An 18,217-nucleotide genomic window follows, 5' to 3' on the forward strand; every position below is an offset into this window, starting at 1 on the left:
ACAACGTCTGCTCTGCATCCAGGCACCTTCGCGCCATTTCCAGGGGGGCTTTAACGAAAAACCCGCCAGCTCATTCAGCAGGCGGGTTCGACAATGCATGTGCCCAGGCTCAGGCGAGCTTGCGAACGCTCGTACGGGAAGGCTGCAGAATCAGGGCCTTGGACGAATCCGCATCCACCTTGGCGCCCGGATAGACAACCAGCACATCCTTGAGCGCCTTGCGGAACAGTGCACGGAATTTCCGCTCACTTTCGGTTTCGGTGCCGAACTGCATCTGCAGGGCCTCCCACGGAATCTCGGTACGCCGCTGGATCGTGAAGAAGCGGTAGGTCAGCCAGGAGTATACGTCCAGCGCGAACGGCGACTGCTTGAGTGCCTTCAGCGCGCGCATGTCGACCGGGACGGGCCGGTTAACCAGCTCATTGAAAAATGGCTCGGACAGCACCACAAAGCTCTCGAACATCGAGCCCTGCCCCGGCTGCATGGGATCCCACCAGGTCGACAGCTGGTCTGCCAGCAGATAGCCGACGCGATCGATAGAAAGCGGCTCATGGCTCTGGTTCTGATTCTGGCTTGGCGTGGACTTGTTCTGAACGATGGCAATGGTGGCGGAGAACAGGCGGATCATCTGCTGCCGCACCAGTGTCATGGTGCCGCGCTTGCCACCTGTGGCCATTGGAATGCCCAGGTTGTACATGAACTCGGACAGCGAATTGCCCAACGAGATCCGGCGGTCCTCGACCGTCCCGGTAAACTCGCCGCGCTTTTTCTTGGCCATGATCTCCTTGCCGATCCAGGCAAGCATCAGGCGCGGATAAGAGCCATAGGGATAGCCGAGCGAGACCGTTTCGGACACCAGTTTCTGGCGACCGTTGCTGGCCTTTTCTGAACGTTGCTGCGTGAAGTATCCAGGCTGGATCATCAGCGAAATATTCCCGCTGGTCCGCGTCCATACGGGCGGTGCACCTTTGGGCGCCCGGTAAGGCAAGGTGACCTGCACGCTGGCCCGGCTCAAAAAGCCGACTTCGCCACTTTGCCAGGCATCTTCCCGCTCCATGGCCTGGGCTTCGTCGAACAGGCGCTGGAACTTCTCGGACGGAACCAGACTGTTCTCGTCGCCGGGAACGATGATGCGGGAGGGCTCACTGTCCAGATCGGCTGGACCGCGGGACCCAAGGATGGTCTGGTTGCGTTTGATGGGCATATTGGCGTGCTTCGGAATACACGACTTTTTACGCGAAGCAATCCGCCTTGTCACGCAGAAACGGGTTCGGTAGACGAATTTCCTGCAATGCCGCGTGTTTTGGGTGTGCTGGGTCTCATGGCTGATTGCATGGTGGACTACGGTGGGCAATCCCGAAGGGTTGTCCACGGAAGGCCAGCCATCAGCTACCGGTAAACGTTAAGAGTATGGGTTAACTACTTGTAAACCGTATACGGGAGACTCAGGGCCTTGATTTGTATGAGGAAAAACACCCTCCGCGAACCCGATTCTGCGTGAAACCGTACTCGATTCTGCGAAGTGCTGTACCAGATTCTGCGGTATACCGAACCCGTTTCAGCGCAAAGCCCGAACCGGTTTCTGCGTGGATAACTCCCTGTTCCCACAGGCTTTTCCACAGCTGGGGACACCAAAAGCGTACCCATTTCTGCGCACGCCGAGCGTTTTCAGCCACGTATACCGCGTAAACCGGCATTCCGGAGTAGTTATCCCCGCAGAAATTGGTACGCCCCCAGGTTTACCAAAGCCTCTTCTGCTGCCCTGCGTACCCAATTCTGCGTAGCGAAGGCCCTCGCTGTTCCATTTGCGTACCCAATTCTGCGCTGCGGCATTTGAAAACAGACTTTTCGGGGTTCGCTGCCCCGAAGCGTACCCGTTTCTGCGGCGTACCCAATTCTGCGAACCTGCATTCCGAATCTCGCGGCACCAAAAGCGTACCCGTTTCTGCGTACCTGCTGCGACCTCGTTTTCCTCTTCGCGTACCCGTTTCTGCGACATCGGAGTTGGTCGTCTTGCGCGCAGAATTTCCTTCTTTCTATTATACACAAGACTTATATCGAAAGCGAGTGCTTGCACTCAAAAAAAGCAAATAAGTAAAAGGACTTTTGCAGGCGTACCCGTTTCTGCGTATGCCTCCGATCGGGCCGTCACCGGCACGGGCATCTGCTGCGAGCACCAGTCGGGTGTGCGTACCCGTTTCTGCGGCCGTGACAGGGCCGAGAGGGGCGCTATGCGTACCCATTTCTGCGGGGAAAAGGCAAATTCCTTCCTGGGCGAGGAATTTGGGAGGGGAGGAGACGGGGAATGCGGTCGAGGGGCCGCATGAAGGGGCCGGCTGAATGCCGGAAAACGCGATTCCGGTCGTTGCGCGTACCCGTTTCTGCGCGATCTCCGGTGTTTGAGCTACTGGGCGGCGAAAAGAAAAAAAAGCGGGGCGTACCCGTTTCTGCGTTGTGATATTGCGTCAGTCACCCCCTTGCGAGATGCCTGCGGAGGTGCTCGTAGCGCCCGAATGCCAACACGCGGTGGAATTTCAAGCAGTGCGTACCCGTTTCTGCGTGCCTGGTGGCTGCCTGGCGTCAGGAGAGGCGGCTACGGGTTAAAGAAATCACGGTCCCGGGAGGGTGCGTACCCATTTCTGCGCGGGATTTCGGAAGCCTTCCAGAGCCAAAGCCGCGGCAGAGAGCGGAGCGTACCCATTTCTGCGTGGCTTTTGAGGGGGGAGGCCGACTGCGCTGCCAGGTGGGAGCAGCGGCGCCGTCCCTGTGGCGATCTCGCTGCGGCGCGGGGTCCGGGCGAGGCCAGGAAGATTGCCGGACAAAAAAAAACCCCGCCTCGAGAGGCGGGGTTTTCCTGACTGGGCGCACCCCTAGTGGGGTGCCAGTCTACTGCTTACAGCGGCGTGATGTTCGCAGCTTGCAGGCCCTTCGGGCCGTTCTTGACTTCGAACGACACGCGTTGGTTTTCCTGCAGCGACTTGAAACCGTCGGAGCGGATTTCAGAGAAGTGCGCGAAGAGATCGTCACCGCCAGCGTCCGGCTTGATGAAACCGAAGCCCTTGGCGTCGTTGAACCATTTAACGATACCGGTTTGCATGGTATTGCTTTTCCTGGGAAAAATTTAAAAGAAACGGATAGCTCACGCATATCCGAGCAAAGCAACTCAAGGAAAGGACACCATGGACAACGGAAGTACCATGACGGTGGCTAACGAATGTGCTGTTGCCTCGTCGCTTGAATCTAGCGGGGTTTATACGGCGGATTAGCGTCAGCGTCAAGGTAGGGTCATTCTGGATGTCTGCCTGGATCCACTACGAGCCATCGTCGGGTCATCACGTTTTTCAGATGATTCCTATTCGCCGCTAGTACTGTGCCGAGGGCGAAATTGCCCGACAGTACGCTCGGCGGGCCTAGGTGCACGGCCCGCAACCTCAGCCGCATGTGCAAGCCGGAAGCACGGAGCGACCACGATAACAGGAGACCCCATGCCGATACAGGAACCCATCAGCCAGCCCACGCCACCCGCCGCCGCCGGCACTTCACTGGCGGAACGCTGGTTCAAGCTCAGCGAGCACCAGACCGACGTGCGCACCGAGCTCCTGGCGGGGCTGACCACGTTCCTGACCATGGCATACATCATCTTCGTCAACCCCAGCATCCTGGGCGATGCCGGCATGCCGAAGGACGCCGTATTCGTGGCAACCTGCGTGGCGGCCGCGATCGGCACGTTCATCATGGGCCTGTATGCCAACTACCCGATCGCGATGGCGCCGGGCATGGGACTGAACGCTTACTTTGCCTACACGGTCGTCAAGGGCATGGGATTTCCCTGGGAGGCTGCGCTTGGCGCCGTCTTCATCTCAGGCTGCCTGTTCCTCCTCGTCACCTTGTTCCGTGTGCGCGAGATGATCGTCAATGGCATCCCGCACTCGATCCGGGTGGCGATTACCGCAGGCATCGGGCTCTTCCTTGCCATCGTCGCGCTCAAGAACGCCGGCATCGTCACCGCGAGCCCCGCTACCCTTGTCACTATTGGCGACCTGCACCGGACCCCTGCCATCCTGGCGATCGTCGGTTTCTTCGTGATCGTCGCGCTAGACCACCTCAAGGTCAAAGGCGCCATCCTGATTGGCATTCTGCTGACCACCCTCCTCAGCTTCGCAGTGGGCGACAACACTTTCCACGGCGTGTTTTCCGCCCCGCCCTCGATTGCGCCGACCCTGTTCAAGCTGGATATCTCCGCCGCACTGTCGATCGGCATCATCAATGTGGTGCTGGTGTTCTTCCTGGTCGAGTTGTTCGATGCCACCGGCACGCTGATGGGCGTGGCCAATCGCGCCGGGCTGCTCAAGGCGGGCAAGATGGACCGGCTGAACAAGGCGCTGATGGCCGACAGCACGGCGATCATGGCGGGCTCGTTCCTGGGCACTTCCTCCACCACCGCTTACATCGAGAGCGCCTCCGGCGTGCAGGCAGGCGGGCGCACCGGGTTGACCGCCGTCACCGTAGGCGTGCTCTTCCTTGCATGCCTGTTCATTTCGCCGCTCGCGGGCACGGTCCCGGGCTACGCCACGGCGCCGGCCCTGCTTTACGTGTCCTGCCTGATGCTGCGCGAACTGGTGGATCTGGACTGGAGCGATGCGACCGAGGTGGTGCCGGCCGTGCTGACGGCGCTTGGCATGCCTTTCACCTATTCGGTGGCCAACGGCGTGGCCTTCGGCTTCATCACCTATGCCGGGCTCAAGCTGCTGACTGGACGTGCCAGGAGCGTCCCAATCATGGTGTGGATCATCGCGGCGGTCTTCATCTTCAAGTTCTATTACCTGCCGGGGCATTGAGCCTGACACCCGCTTGAAGGACCGCGTTGGCGAGCGTTTGCCGGGTGACGAGAAAAGCGTACCCGTTTCTGCGTGGCTGGGCGTGGCCCTCCTGTCCTTCCCCTCCAGACGGCGCCGTACCCGTTTCTGCGTGTCCGGCGCACACTGAGGCATGACACTCGCGTACCCATTTCTGCGCGGAATGTAAGTGACCAATTACCTCGCATGGCAGATAGTGTGTGCCAATGTGCTCATACTAAAGGATGATATTCGGTTGAGTACCCATACTGAGGACTGGACAAACTGGCCTAAATGCACTGAACTAGAGGCGTGGCAAATTGCGGGGCGCTTCAGGGCGCCCCTTCTTGACTCCGGCACTCCGGGGCCGCGCCAGCTGGCTCAGCGTCTTCAGGCCTGCAATAGCGACAACAACAAGTCCACCTTAAATAAGAGGGCAGGGACTGAATGAGCAGACCATCGCCAAGATGGCTTCGCCACCACGAAAGGAGCGCGCGGAGACACGCCCGCCCGACAAGAGCAAACAATAAGACTAAACAAAAGTGGTAATCGCGAACGTGTAGTGCCGGGGGTGTTGTTCAACGGGGATCAATCATGACTGCAGGAGAAATCCGGCGGCCCTCCACGGGGCCCATCAGCGAGTCCGCCAGTCTTTCCATTCACCGTGGCTGGGCGGCTTTGGGAGAAACCGCCGCCGAGCCACCGCGCCGAAGCCGCGTCAGCGAGCGCGGCGACCCTGCCGCCAGTACCGTCGAAGCGTTCCTGAGCCAGGACCAGGCGTTGCCGGCGTACGTGCGTGACGCGATCGAACAAGTGCTGCAGCGGCAGCGATCGATGGATGGCGAGCTGTCCCGCCAGCGCGCGCTGCTGCAGGAATGGATTCTCAGCCAGTTGACCTACAAGGCGCTCTATTACCGGTATTCCGGGCAATCGCCCGAAGCGCCACGCACTGAGTTGATGCGCGAAAAAGACCAGGTACGCCGGCGTATTCGCGACCAGCTCCATGCCGGTAGCGACCACACCGCCATTCTTGGCGAGCAGTCCCGCAGTCTGTCCAAGCCGTAATGCCGACGTTGCGCGTGGGGGAACTCCCCCAACCGACTCAGCTTGACCGCACACAGAGCCCGCACGAGAGCGGGATCGCGGTGCAAGCCGGAATAGTCAAGATGCCCAATGTCAGGGAGAACGTTATGGACCGACTGTGCAAGGCGGCGACACGCACCGCACAGGTGTTGGTCGTATCTCGCCACGAACCCTATGGATTTGATCCGGCCCAGTTCGGCTCCGGCTGGGAGATTCGCCACATCCAGCAGATCCGGGACCTAAGCCGGGTGGTGCGGGGCAGCGCGCCAATGGCCGGCGTGCTCGATCTCGAGACCGAATACAGCGATGCCGAGCTGATGCAGCTCGAGCAGAGCCTGCAATACCTGCACGTGATGTGGGTGGCGATCACGTCGTCGCGCATGCTGGAGGACGAACGCGTGAGGCGGCTGATACGCGACTACTGCGTGGACTACGTGCGCACGCCGTTTTCGTTCAGCGAACTGCTCTACACGCTTAAACATGCCCACGGCATGGCCTGCCTGCATGGCGCGCGCAGCCACGAACTGGTCGGCCACGGCCCCATGATCGGCGAGTGCGCGGCGATGCGCAGCATGTTCCGCTCGCTCGCCAAGGTCGCGCACAACGAGGCGCCCGTCTTTATCTCCGGCGAGTCCGGCACCGGCAAGGAGCTGGCGGCGCAAGCCATCCATGAAGCCTCGAGCCGGCGCAAAGGCCCGTTCGTGGCGATCAACTGCGGCGCCATTCCGCCGCACCTGGTGCAATCCGAGCTGTTCGGCTATGAGAAGGGGGCGTTCACCGGTGCCAACCAGCGCAAGATCGGCTGGATCGAGCAGGCGCAGGGCGGTACGTTGTTTCTCGATGAAATCGGCGACCTGCCGCTGGAAAGCCAGGTAGCCCTGTTGCGCTTCTTGCAGCAAGGCACCATCACCCGGCTTGGCGGGCACCAGTCGATCCCGCTGGATCTGCGCATCATCTCGGCGACGCACGTGGACCTGGTGGCGGCGCAATCCGACGGACGCTTCCGTGCCGACCTGTTCCACCGGCTATGCGTTCTGACCCTGTCGATCCCGCCATTGCGCGAGCGCGGCGAGGACATCCTGCTGCTGGCCAACTCGGTGCTTGCCGAGCATGGCCACGAGGCCCATCGGCGCATTCGTGGATTTTCGCCATGTTCCACCCAGGCCATGATGCAATACGAGTGGCCGGGCAATGTGCGCGAACTGATCAACCGGGTACGGCGCGCGATCGTGATGACCGATAACCGCAAGATCACCGCGGAGGACTTGCAATTGCACGGCGGCAGCGACTCGCCACGCAAGACCCTGGATGCGATCCGCGAGGAGGCAGAACGCGAGGCAATCCGTACCGTGATGGCGAGCCACGGCTTCCACGTGGTACCTGCCGCGCGCGAGCTCAACGTTTCGCGTGTCACCTTGTACCGGCTGATGCACAAGCACAATATCCGGATCGAAGCGCATCCCGGCGCCGGCGAATAGCCGGCCGGCGAAGGACAGGCGGGCTACGGCCCGCTTTTCTTGTCCGGCCTCGGGGTGTTCAGAACGTATAGGGAAAACGCAGCGTCACCGTGTAGTTCGGCGCATCCGGGGTGAGTCCGAGGCCGATCGCGGTGCTCACCGACAAGCCTTTGGTGATCACGTGATTGAAGCCGAATGTCATGGTGGCTATGTTGGCCCGGCTGCCGATCACAGTCTGCTTGACACCCGCGGCGGTGACCTGCGTGCTCGATGAGATGGCGGCATTGAAGGCCATCGACATCGACGTGCGGTCGTTGAGCGCGAGCGCGAGGCCGCCGCCAAACCCGATGGTGTCGCCCAGTTTCACATCGGCCGGCGTGACCTGTCCCTGCACCGAGGAGATATCGCTCACCGAGCGCTTGATGTTGTAGGTGTAGCTGCCATTGACGAACAGCACCACGGGGTCATAGGTCTTGAGCAGTGACAAGCCGGCCGTCACGGCCCACACGCCGTTGCCCGTGGGCAACTGGTCGGCGATGATCAGGTTGTTGTTATTGGCATTCGCCGACACCAGCTTGATGCCGAACGGCGAGCGCCCGGTGGGCGCGCGCACGCGGATGCTGCCGACCACGTCGGGCGCGGCGCCGCTTTCGCGCAGGAACTGATAGTACAGGCCCATGCTGATATCGCCCAGCGCCGTCGTGCTCAGCGTGGCATCGGACAGGCTGGAGGCGGAGCCGCCCGCGCCGCCGGAGATGAAGTTGGTGTTGCGGTACATCACCGGCAGATCGAAGTCCATCGACAGGCGGTCGGACAGGCCATAGCGTGCGATGGTGTCGTACGTGAGCGTGTGCGACTTGGTCTGGTTGAGGTTGATGGTGCCGAGGAAGATGGCGTCCAGCGCCAGGAAGCCGGACAGTGACAGCGCGCGCCGGTCGTAGTAGCTGTAGATGAAGCCGCTGTCGATGGTCAGGCGCCGCTCGAACAGCGGCGCATGCTCGCTCTGGTAGACCAGGTCTTTGCTCTGCACGCGCGCCGCCTGTTGCTGTGTCTCGCGTGCATCGGAACCCACCACCGGCGTGTCGCCGGCGGGCGTTGCGGTGGCCGTGCCGCCCGCGGCAGGGCTTGCGCTTTGTGCCAAGGAGGGAACGCCGGCGGCGGTCATTCCGCCACCGGCGTTCCCGTTGGCACTGCTCCCCGTTCCTGCTACTACCCCCCGCCCGCGCGCCCCGACCATTTCCAGGTCGTTCAGGCGCTGTTCGAGAGCCTTGATGGTCTTGTCTTGTTGCTCGACCAGTTTTGTCAGCCGTTCGATCCGCTCGTCGGCACTGGGCTGGGCGCTGACCTGCGCCCAAGCGCCGGCCGAGATCAGCGTACCCGCCAGGGTACCTATCAGAGCGAGTTCGGTCTTCATCTTTCCCCCCGGAAATCTGAATGGGCGCGAAGCGGGTGCGCCAGCCCTGTGCATGCTGGATTATCGTCGCATCGTTGCGATTGCCGCTAGTGCGTCCCGCATGCTGGTTTGCGTCAGTTGCTGGATCGTCAGTTGCTGCACCTGCAGCGTAATGTTGGTGAGGTTGAGCACTTGCTGCGCATTGCCCGTGATGCGTGCCGCCTGCATCAGGCTGCCGCCCTGCGCATTCTGCGTGGCGCTGCCCGCGGCCGACTGGATGGCCAGCGACACGCCGCCGCCTGGCGCGACCGTGGCGCTGGCGGTGATGCCATTGCCGTGTGCCACTTGTGCTGCCGGGTTGCTGCTTGCCGCGCTTGGTGTGGGTGCCGCCGCGATGGGTGTGGTCTGGGTCGTGATGGTGCTGACGTTGCTGGCCGAATTGCCATCGCCGGCGATCTGCGCGACCTGGCCCACGCCTGCCACCTGCACCGCCGAGCTAGCAGTGCCGCCATTGCCTTGCACATTGCCGGGGGCAAGGCTCTGGACGCGAGCCGACAAGCTCGCCGTGGCCTGCGCCACCGCGGTGCTGGCGGCGAGGTTGGCGGCGGCGACGCGGGCGGTTGCCGTGGCGATCGCCGTATCGTTCTGCCAGCGCGAAACCATCTCCACCACAAAGCCGCTGACCAGGCTCGCGCCCATGTACTTGCCGCGCACGCCCGCCATTTCCGCGTCGGAGACGAGTTCCGCCATTGCCGGCGATGCCATCACGTCGCTGGCATCGTCAGCCGCCGTGGATGCCAGCGCAGGCGTTGGCGTGGCCAGCACCATGCCGGCGGAGCAGCTCAGGCAGAGGAGGCGCAGCGCGGTGTCCATGTCAGAAGTAGTCCATCCGTATCAGGCCAAAATCAAGCGCCGCGGGCACCATGCCCCCGGCCAGCGCGGCATTGGTCCGGTCGCGCAAGGCGGGCGCGGCGATATCGAGCAGCGGCGAGTTCGGATCGAACGGCCGGCCGACGATGGCGAACACCAGCCCGTTCCAGTTCGCCGCGAAATCCTCCTCCTTGATGATGCGGTTGCCCAGCGCCGGATCGGCAACGAACACGCGCCCATCGATGGCCTTGCGCACCACCACGAAATGCAGGTAGCCGTTGACGTCGAGCAAGGTGATGACCGGGATCTTGAGTTGCCGCAGGGCACTGTAGTCCACACGGAATCCCCGTCCGCGCAAGCCCAGCGTTTCGACGTAGTTGCGCATGTCGAGCATGGAGAAGCCATTCTTGACCACGGTGTCGGCGTCGGAGATGCGCAGCATGTCCTCGACGATCCTGGGCTCCGCCAGATCATAGCCGTAGCCGTAGCGCAACAGCGTGCCTACCGCGGCCGCGCCGCAACTAAAGTCAAGCTGCTGGCGCATCATGTTCTGGTAGCGCATCTCGAGCATGCTCTTGACGGGCTTCCTGAGCATCGGCTGTCCGTCGATGTCGATCGTCATCGTGCTCTGACCATGGGCACTGAATGCTGCTGCCAGCAGCATGCATGCCCCGGTCACGCGGAATAGCGCGCGCATGACACTCCCCTTTGGGCGGGTTGAGCCGGCGTCCCCCGGACCCCGGCTCTCCTGCCGCGTTCGTGCTGTTGCCGCAGTGCCTGCTCAGTGGGTCGCCGTGGAAATGGCGAGCCCGTTGCTCTGCGCGTTGCCGGCCCCGGCGGCGATATTTACGCCGATGTTGCCCACTGCGTTTGCCAGGGCGCCGCCGTTGAGCGTGGCGGCGTTGTTCGGCCCGCAGCCGCACATCGACAGGCCATTGCCGTAGGTGGTCTGGTCATTGGACGCGGTTGCCTTGGCCAGCGCGCCGACAGGGTCCCCGCCCTTGCGGCCGCTGTCGCCGCTGCCCATATTGACCGAGGCCGCCAGCGCATTGCTCTGCAGGTTGCCGGCGCCCGCGGCGATGTTCACGCCGACGTTGCCCTTGGCCCCGGCCAGCATGTTATCGGCCATGCTGGCGCTGTTTGCTGCGCCGACCATGTGCATGCCGTTATCCCCGGTCTTCTGGCTGGAGAACACCTGCGCCGAGGCGAAGACATCCGACGCATCGATGCTGGCCAGCGCGGCCTGGTTGGACTGGCCGTTGCCAGCGCCAGCGGATATGTTCACGCCGATATTGCCTTGCGCATTGACCAGCGCGCTGCCGCCGCCGAATGCACTGTTGGTGGACGGGCCGATGCGCACGCTGTTGTCGCGCGCGCTTTGCTGGCTGTTGACCACCGCGCCCGATTCTGACCTGAAGTGGATATCTCCCCAGGCAAAGCCGAAGCCACGGACATAGATGTCGTTGCTGATCGCTGTCTGGCTGTAGATATCGGCGTCGTCGGGCCGGTCGAAGTAACTGAAGCCGCCCGCGAATGCGCTGGTTGAAAGCGCAATGCCCGCTGCAATGGCGAGGATTTTCGTTCTCATGATTTTCTCCTTCCCTGCTTAGAAAAAAGTGCCCGCCGGGGGACGGAGCACAAAAACGTTGGACGAGACATTCCCCGATCCTGCCGTCTGGTTCAGCTGCACCAGGCCAGTTGCGTTGCGGTAGGCATCTGGCTGGATGACTGCCTCGCGCGGACCCGTTGCGTGGCCCGCTGAACTCGGGCGACTTCCTCCGGCCGATTCCGCGGCTAGCAAGCCGTCGGAGATGGCTTCGATCTTTACGCTGGCGGCCGGCGCCAGCACTGCCGCATTGATTTGCACGTTGCCGTTGCCGCTGGCCACGTTTGCCGAAAGCAGCCCGCTGCCATTGGCGAAGGCACCGCCGCCGATCTGGCTGACGGCGCTTGTCGCGGGCGCGGTTGCGCCGGCACGCTGCCGCGATTGCACATCCGCGCTGCCACTCGCGATGGCGGCCTGGTTGCTTTGCGCATTGCCGTTGCCAGCGGCCAGGTTCACGGCCGCGCGACCGGCAACGCCGCTGAGCGCGCCGGCATCGATGCGGGTGCTGTCGGTGGTTGAGCCCTGGACCTGCGCGTGCAGTGGCAGGCAGGCAAGCATCAGGGTGGCAAGCCAGGCAGCGTGGTTGCCGCGCATGGTGTGGACGCCTGTCATGGCCGGCCTCCCACCGCGAGCGGCGCCAGTCCGTGCATCAAGGCGCCAGTCATGTTGCCGGTAGCCTGCGCGACCTGGCCGGCGATGCCGCCCGGAACGCTCCCGGCGCCACTGCCACTAGCCAGGCCCTCGATCTGGCTGGGCGCCAGGGCCAGCCGCCCGGTGGCGGACTGGCTGGCGCCGGACACGGCGTTGCCGGCCGTGCTGCGGCCTACCGCGGCAGCGAGATCGCTGTCGGTCAGGTCGCTGGCGATGGCGGCGGTGGACTGCTGGAAACGTGCGGACGGAAACGGCTCGACAGCGGCGGCTATCGGCATGTCCCCCTGCGGTATGCCGCGATAGGCAATACGCGGCTCGACGCTGCGCAGAACGACGATATCGCTTGAGTCTGCAATCGCGGAGAAGGAAGCAAGGGCGGCGACAAAAGCTGCAAGACCGATGGCGCAGGCCGCGCCAGTCGATACGAACGCCTCCGTGCCGTCATTCGCGCTGGCGGCTGACGCATGGCTGAACTCACTCCCGCGTTGTAGGACTCGTCGCGTCATTTTTTTATGTCTCCCTGTGGCGAACAGAGCGACAAGCGTGCCAATACCCTGCAATCGAGCGCTGGCAACGGTTTGCGGGTGGTGCGCGAGAGCGCGCGGAAGTTCCCTGATAGAGGAAGAACATTTTGGTTGCAGCGCTGTAACGCGGCATTGCCGATGGTGCCGGACGAAAGCGATCGCCGATTGGGCGCACGGCCATGCTGAGTCAGGCATGACGACGCGCCATGAGCGCCCGCAAGGGCGGGCCGGTGCTGGTTGCATCGCTGAAACAGGGCTGGGGCCGGCAAGCGTGCCGCCCGGTCTTTGCTATCGGCGGCAAGGCGGGCGGCCCGGGCAGTCTGCGCCCCGCCTGCGCCGCTTTACGCGCGTTTGCAGGCGCGCGGCTCCGTACGCAGAAACGGGTACGCTCCGGGCTTGCAGGAGCGTGATGCCTGGGTCGGCGGCATTGGCCTGGGCGCGCCGTTGCGAAGCTGTTGGCGCTCAGGCCGGCAGCACGGGCAAGACTGATGGAGCGAGGGGTGCCTGCGCGGTGCCGGCGGCTTGCTCGGCCAGTGCACCGGAGATGGGCTTGGGTCCGGGCTGGCTGCGTTCGCAGCCGGCGGCGGCGAGCAGGCCGAGCGCCAGGAAGACGGCGGTGCCAAGGCGGCGGAGGGTTTTCCGGTTCATGGTGCCTCCTTCTGGTTGTCGAAAGGTTGTGTGCGGGAGGACGGTACCTGGACGGCTGGTGCTTGCGGCCAACCGTCCCGGCGGCGCCGTTCACCCGCAGCGAGACGGCGCGTAGCCCATCTTTCAGTCTAGCCGTTCAACGCCCGGACCGGGCCGGAACCGGGGGCGCGAGCCGCGCCCGGGCGGCTTGGGCAAAGCGCGGGATGGGCTGTATCATGAACCTTGGAACGGATAACAAAACGGGAGAAGGCTTCATTGGAGTCCCATCATGTTGCGCTACGCCGTGGTTTTCTTCGTCATCGCCATGATCGCGGCCGTGTTTGGCTTCGGCGGCATCTCCGCCGCGGCGGCGGAGTTCGCCAAGATCCTCTTCATCATCTTCCTCGTGCTGTGCGCGGTGTCGTTGATATGGGGCCTGAGCAAAGACCAGGGCTAGGGCAGGTCGCCGGGCCCTTTAGCCGCCCGATCAACAACGGGATCCACGCTTGAATCCAGCAGATTCCCCCGACCAGTCCCTGGACCGCACGCCGCCCAAGCGACACGCTCGCGGCATCGGCCAATGGCTGCCAGATCGCCACACCGCCACGCGCACGGCCAAGGTGGTGCTGGCCGCGGTCAGCGCATGGCTGGCGCACCGGGCCGCCAGCAAGGGCGCGGCGCTGTCCTTCTACATGCTCTTCTCGATGGCGCCAGTGCTGGTGCTGGTGATCTCGATTGCCGGCATCTTCTTTGGCGCGGAAGCGGCACGAGGCGAGATCTTTGCCCAGATCGACGACCTCGTCGGTGCCCAGGGCGCGGCTGCCATCCAGGAAATCCTTGCCGCCACGCACCGCTCGGGCGGTAGCCGGCTGGCCGCGGCCATCGCCACCGGCATCTTGTTTGTCGGCGCCACCAGCGCCTTCGCGGAACTCAAAGGCAGCCTCGACGAGATCTGGGAGACACCGCCGCCGCAGGGCGCCGGCTGGCAGCAATTGCTGCGCGCCCGCTTGCTCTCGTTCAGCCTGGTGCTGGTACTGGCTTTCATGCTGCTGGTGTCGCTGATCGTCAATGCCGCGCTGGCGATAGTCGAGCGGTTTTGGGGGCAGATGTGGACGCAATCGTGGTTTGCGCCGGTGGCGGACGTGCTTTCCACGGCATTTTCATTTGCCGTGGTGACCCTGCTGTTCGCCGTGATCTTCAAGATGCTGCCCAATGCCCGCATCGCCTGGCGTGACGTGGCCATGGGCGCCATCATCACCGCCCTGCTGTTCTCGGTGGGCAAGCGGCTGATTGGCCTTTACCTGGGCAATAGCGCCGTGGCTTCGTCCTATGGGGCCGCGGGCTCTGTGGTCGCGTTGATGTTGTGGGTGTATTATTCGGCACAAATTTTCTTCTTCGGTGCCGAGCTGACTCGCCAATACGCGCTGCAATTCGGCAGCTTGCGAGGGCAAAGCATCAGCCCGCCGCCCGATCCGCGCGCGGCCGGTCCCGCGAACCGGTAAAATACGGCCCGATTCCCTTCGTGCATGCCCGCAGTGCCCGGCCCCCGACCGCAAGCTGATGGTCGCGCCGGCCCCTGGCGCCGGTCCGCTGCGCCCCGGGCCCCTTTTTCATCTTCTGTTTGCCGAATCCACTGCCGTGAGCTCGCTCGTATCCGAAATTGCGCGTCGTCGCACCTTTGCCATCATTTCGCACCCTGACGCGGGTAAGACGACCCTGACCGAAAAATTGCTGTGGTTCGGTGGCGCCATCCAGGTCGCGGGCGAAGTGCGCGCGCGCAAGGCCGACCGCCACGCCACCTCCGACTGGATGGAGCTGGAAAAGCAGCGTGGCATCTCGGTGACCTCGTCGGTGATGCAGTTCCCGTACCGCGAGAACATCGTCAACCTGCTCGACACCCCGGGCCACGAGGACTTCTCCGAAGACACCTACCGCACGCTGACCGCGGTGGACTCCGCGGTGATGGTGATCGACTCGGTCAACGGCGTGGAAGCGCAGACCATCAAGCTGCTCAACGTCTGCCGCCTGCGCGACACGCCCATCATCACCTTCATCAACAAGCTCGACCGCGAAGGCCGCTCGCCCATCGAGCTGCTCGACGAAATCGAGGACGTGCTGAAGATGCAGTGCGCGCCGATGACCTGGCCGATCGGCATGGGCAAGGCCTTCCGCGGTGTGTACCACCTGATCGACGACCGCGTGCAGCTGTTCGACCCGCACGGCGAGAAGGGCACCTCGGCCATGGTCCAGGGCCTGGACAACCCGGAGCTGGACCGCGTGCTGGGCACCCAGGCGGAAGAGCTGCGCATCGAGATCGAGCTCGTGCGCGGCGCGTCGCATGCCTTCGACAAGGACGCGTTCCTCAGCGGCAAGCAGACGCCTGTGTACTTCGGCTCGGCCGTCAACAACTTTGGCGTGCAATCACTGCTCGACGCCTTGTGCGAGCTGGCACCGCCGCCGCAGGGCCGCAATGCCGAGTCGCGCGCGGTGGAGCCGCAGGAGCCCAGGTTCACTGGCTTCGTGTTCAAGATCCAGGCCAACATGGACCCGCGCCACCGCGACCGCATCGCGTTCGTGCGCGTCTGCTCGGGCCGCTTCGAGCGCGGCATGAAGGTGCAGCATGTGTCCACCGGCAAGACCATGGCCATCAACAACGCCATCACCTTCATGTCGCAGGACCGCAATACGACCGAAGAGGCTTACGCTGGCGACATCATTGGCGTGCCCAATCACGGCACCATCCGGCTGGGCGATGCGTTCAGCGAGGGCGAGGCACTCAAGTTCACCGGCATCCCGTCGTTCGCGCCTGAGTTCTTCCGCCGCGCGCGGCTGAACAACCCGCTCAAGGTCAAGCAGTTGCAAAAGGGCCTGCAGCAGCTGGCGGAAGAGGGCGCGACGCAGATGTTCCGCCCGATCGCCTCCAACGACCTGGTGCTGGGCGCCGTCGGCATCCTGCAGTTCGATGTGGTGGCGCACCGCCTGGAGCACGAGTACGGTGTCGACGCGATCTTCGAGTCGCACGACTGCGCCACCGCGCGCTGGCTCAAGGGCGACCCCGCGGAGATCGATAAGCTGATCGAGAAGGCGGGCCACAATGTGGCGCTCGACGGCGCCGGCGACCACGTCTACCTGGCGCCCAGCATGGTCAACCTGCGCCTGACGCAGGAGCGCTTCCCCAAGCTGCAGTTCATGGAGACGCGCGAAATCGTTTGATTTTCGCGCGGCCAGAGCGATCTGGCGCAAGCGCCGCCCGCTCGGGCGGCGCGTCTAATCCAGGCGCATGAGGTAGTGCAGGATCAGCGTGCCACCGGAGCACAGCACCACCGCATTGACCATGCGCAGGAACTGCTCGCGCGACAAGCGCAGCGTGATCCTGCGCCCGGCCCACAGGCCCAGCGCCATCGCCGGCGCCAGCAGCAGCGCCAGCTTGATGATGGCCGCACCCGCATAGACTCCCGCCAGGGCAAATAGCACCAGCCGCGTCAGCGTACTCACGCCGATCAGCGTGGACTGCGTCATGCGCATGGCGTCCTTGCCCAGCCGGCCCGACAGGTAGATCGCATAGAGAAAGCCGCCGCTGCCGAACATGGCCGAGCACACGCCGCCGCCCAAGCCAAAGGGCAGCGCCGCGCGTGGCGTGAAGCCGGTGGGCCGCTTGCCGGCAAGCGACCAGATCGCATACCCCATGGCGAACACGCCAAGCAGCAGCGGCAACAGGTCCGACTGCAGCTTGAGCAGCAGTGCGGCACCCACCAGGCTGCCGGCCAGCATGCAGGGCAGCAGCCGCCCAAGCTCGGCGCGGTCGGCGGCGCGGCCATCGCGCAGCAGGGCAAAGGCTGCGGCCGTGCAGTCCATCAGCGCCAGCAGCGGCACGATCTGGCGCACCGGCATCAGGTAGGCCAGCAGGGGCCCGGCCACCAGCGCGGTGCCGAAGCCCGCCATGCCGAAGATCACATAGGCGCCGGCGATGGCCATGCACATGGCGAGGTAGGCAGGCAGGGAAACGTCGGGCAGCAGGGCGGTCAGGTCCACGGGCATTGGCATCAGGGTTGCGTGCCCCACAGCATAGGGACGCGTGCGTGCTCGGACCAATATCAAAGCGCCCCGCGATCCATCGCAAAGCGGCATGGCAGCGCGCTGGGCGCGGCGCGCGCGCCATGGCACACTTGCGCGCACGACCCAGGCCGATGTCAGCCCGTCCGTCCCATGAGCCCGCCCATTCAATGAGTCCGTCCCTCAAGCAGTTGCGCTACTTCGTTGAAATTGTCGATGCCGGCAGCTTCAGCCTGGCCGCGGAGCGGCTCTTTATTGCGCAGTCGGCGCTGAGCCGGCAGATCAAGGAGATGGAGGGCATGCTGCAGGTGGTATTGCTGGTGCGCAAGCCGCGCCATGTGGAGACCACGCCGGCCGGCCGCGCTTTCCTGGAGGCGGCACGCCGCATCCTGGCCGAGCTGACCGAGGCCTCGGCGCAGGCGCGTCAGGTTGAGCGCGGCGAGCAGGGCACGGTGCGCCTGCTGCATTCCAGCTCGGTGCCGCTGACGCCGGCATGCACGGCGGTGCTGCGCGAGTACCAGGCGACGCACCCGGGGATACGTTTCGAGATCTCGCAGGCCTCCAGCGAACAGCAGGCGATGGAGATCGAGGAGGGCCGCGCCGACCTGGGCCTGGCGCGCGAGCCGCTGCTGCGCCGGCTCCCCGGCGTCGAGGTGGACCCGCTCTATGAAGAGCGCCTGATGCTGGCGGTATGCAGCGCACATCCGCTCGCGCATGAGCAAAGCGTGGCGTTGGAGAGGTTGCGGGAAGAACCCTTCGTGTCGCTGCCGCATCCGGATCGGGGCGGCCTGAGCCATCGCGTGGCGCAGTGCTGCCTGGAGCGTGGCTTCTATCCGCGCTCGGCGGCGGCGATCTCGCGCAAGCTGTCGCAGCTGGCGCTGGTGGAGGCAGGGTTTGGCGTAGCCTTGGTGCCGGCTTCGCTCAGTCGCCTGGCACCGCCGGGCGTGCGCTGCGTGCCGCTGGCCGATGCCGGCGGCGATAGTCGCTGTGATAGTCGCTGTGATACGCGCGTGCTGCTGCTGTCGCGCCGCGACGCCGCGCCAGCCGCCGCGGCGCTGGCGCAGTGCCTGCGTGCGGCGCTGTCGCCTCGATAGTCGCCTTGATCGCCTTCGTTGCCT

The 18,217-nt window shown here is 64.1% G+C and carries 17 protein-coding genes; 7 read left to right on the forward strand and 10 right to left on the reverse strand.

All coding sequences use genetic code 11. From position 1 onward, the window contains the following. Positions 1–109: 109 nt before the first annotated feature. Entirely contained in the window at positions 110–1,204 is a 1,095-nt protein-coding gene (locus tag ACX12D_RS29925; protein ID WP_441632574.1) for a replication protein RepA, read from the reverse strand. A 1,689-nt stretch (positions 1,205–2,893) separates the two neighbouring features. Continuing rightward, positions 2,894–3,097 (reverse strand): cold-shock protein, encoded by a 204-nt coding sequence (locus tag ACX12D_RS29930; RefSeq protein WP_006159057.1) that lies wholly within the window; start codon positions 3,095–3,097, stop codon positions 2,894–2,896. A gap of 388 nt (positions 3,098–3,485) precedes the next feature. Between ACX12D_RS29930 and ACX12D_RS29935 the strand changes: the two genes are divergently transcribed. From ACX12D_RS29935 to ACX12D_RS29945, 3 genes are all read left to right on the forward strand, one after another. Next, positions 3,486–4,838 (forward strand): NCS2 family permease, encoded by a 1,353-nt coding sequence (locus ACX12D_RS29935; RefSeq protein ID WP_459374655.1) that lies wholly within the window; start codon positions 3,486–3,488, stop codon positions 4,836–4,838. Positions 4,839–5,429: 591 nt separating this feature from the next. Next, positions 5,430–5,900, forward strand: a complete 471-nt coding sequence (locus tag ACX12D_RS29940) for a hypothetical protein (RefSeq protein ID WP_459374656.1) — start codon at positions 5,430–5,432, stop codon at positions 5,898–5,900. Between the two features lie 125 nt (positions 5,901–6,025). Then, a complete protein-coding gene (locus ACX12D_RS29945; protein ID WP_459374657.1) occupies positions 6,026–7,396 on the forward strand; it encodes a sigma 54-interacting transcriptional regulator in 1,371 nt (456 codons plus the stop codon). A 58-nt stretch (positions 7,397–7,454) separates the two neighbouring features. On the opposite strand, the gene ACX12D_RS29950 is transcribed toward ACX12D_RS29945, so the two are convergent. The 7 genes from ACX12D_RS29950 to ACX12D_RS29980 all read right to left on the reverse strand — a co-directional run bounded on the left by ACX12D_RS29950 (position 7,455) and on the right by ACX12D_RS29980 (position 13,067). Continuing rightward, entirely contained in the window at positions 7,455–8,789 is a 1,335-nt protein-coding gene (locus tag ACX12D_RS29950; RefSeq protein ID WP_459374658.1) for a transporter, read from the reverse strand. Positions 8,790–8,849: 60 nt separating this feature from the next. Continuing rightward, positions 8,850–9,641 carry a hypothetical protein gene (locus tag ACX12D_RS29955; protein ID WP_459374659.1) on the reverse strand — a complete coding sequence of 264 codons (792 nt, stop codon included), beginning with the start codon at positions 9,639–9,641 and terminating at the stop codon, positions 8,850–8,852. A gap of 1 nt (position 9,642) precedes the next feature. Then, positions 9,643–10,335 (reverse strand): C39 family peptidase, encoded by a 693-nt coding sequence (locus ACX12D_RS29960; RefSeq protein WP_459374660.1) that lies wholly within the window; start codon positions 10,333–10,335, stop codon positions 9,643–9,645. A gap of 84 nt (positions 10,336–10,419) precedes the next feature. Next, complete coding sequence (locus tag ACX12D_RS29965) at positions 10,420–11,226, reverse strand: hypothetical protein (protein ID WP_459374661.1); 807 nt, start codon at positions 11,224–11,226, stop codon at positions 10,420–10,422. An 18-nt stretch (positions 11,227–11,244) separates the two neighbouring features. Continuing rightward, positions 11,245–11,856, reverse strand: coding sequence for a hypothetical protein (locus ACX12D_RS29970; protein ID WP_459374662.1), 612 nt, complete (start codon positions 11,854–11,856; stop codon positions 11,245–11,247). Further along, complete coding sequence (locus ACX12D_RS29975; RefSeq protein WP_459374663.1) at positions 11,853–12,401, reverse strand: hypothetical protein; 549 nt, start codon at positions 12,399–12,401, stop codon at positions 11,853–11,855. Before ACX12D_RS29975 ends, ACX12D_RS29970 begins: the two co-directional genes overlap by 4 nt. Positions 12,402–12,881: 480 nt before the next feature. Beyond that, the gene (locus ACX12D_RS29980; RefSeq protein WP_459374664.1) at positions 12,882–13,067 is read right to left on the reverse strand and encodes a hypothetical protein; all 186 of its coding nucleotides are present in this window, start codon (positions 13,065–13,067) and stop codon (positions 12,882–12,884) included. A gap of 268 nt (positions 13,068–13,335) precedes the next feature. Here ACX12D_RS29980 and ACX12D_RS29985 point away from each other — a divergent pair, with 268 nt between their 5' ends. From ACX12D_RS29985 to ACX12D_RS29995, 3 genes are all read left to right on the forward strand, one after another. Continuing rightward, entirely contained in the window at positions 13,336–13,503 is a 168-nt protein-coding gene (locus tag ACX12D_RS29985; protein WP_459374665.1) for a DUF1328 domain-containing protein, read from the forward strand. 79 nt (positions 13,504–13,582) lie between these two features. Continuing rightward, a complete protein-coding gene (locus ACX12D_RS29990; RefSeq protein ID WP_459376563.1) occupies positions 13,583–14,548 on the forward strand; it encodes a YihY/virulence factor BrkB family protein in 966 nt (321 codons plus the stop codon). Between the two features lie 136 nt (positions 14,549–14,684). Next, complete coding sequence (locus tag ACX12D_RS29995) at positions 14,685–16,259, forward strand: peptide chain release factor 3 (protein WP_441632552.1); 1,575 nt, start codon at positions 14,685–14,687, stop codon at positions 16,257–16,259. Between the two features lie 54 nt (positions 16,260–16,313). On the opposite strand, the gene ACX12D_RS30000 is transcribed toward ACX12D_RS29995, so the two are convergent. Next, positions 16,314–17,090 carry a sulfite exporter TauE/SafE family protein gene (locus ACX12D_RS30000; protein ID WP_459374666.1) on the reverse strand — a complete coding sequence of 259 codons (777 nt, stop codon included), beginning with the start codon at positions 17,088–17,090 and terminating at the stop codon, positions 16,314–16,316. A 179-nt stretch (positions 17,091–17,269) separates the two neighbouring features. Here ACX12D_RS30000 and ACX12D_RS30005 point away from each other — a divergent pair, with 179 nt between their 5' ends. Then, positions 17,270–18,193: a LysR family transcriptional regulator gene (locus ACX12D_RS30005; RefSeq protein WP_459374667.1), complete on the forward strand. Its 924-nt coding sequence runs from the start codon at positions 17,270–17,272 to the stop codon at positions 18,191–18,193. The last annotated feature ends 24 nt before the right edge of the window (positions 18,194–18,217 follow it).

The organism is Cupriavidus sp. PET2-C1, from assembly GCF_054515855.1.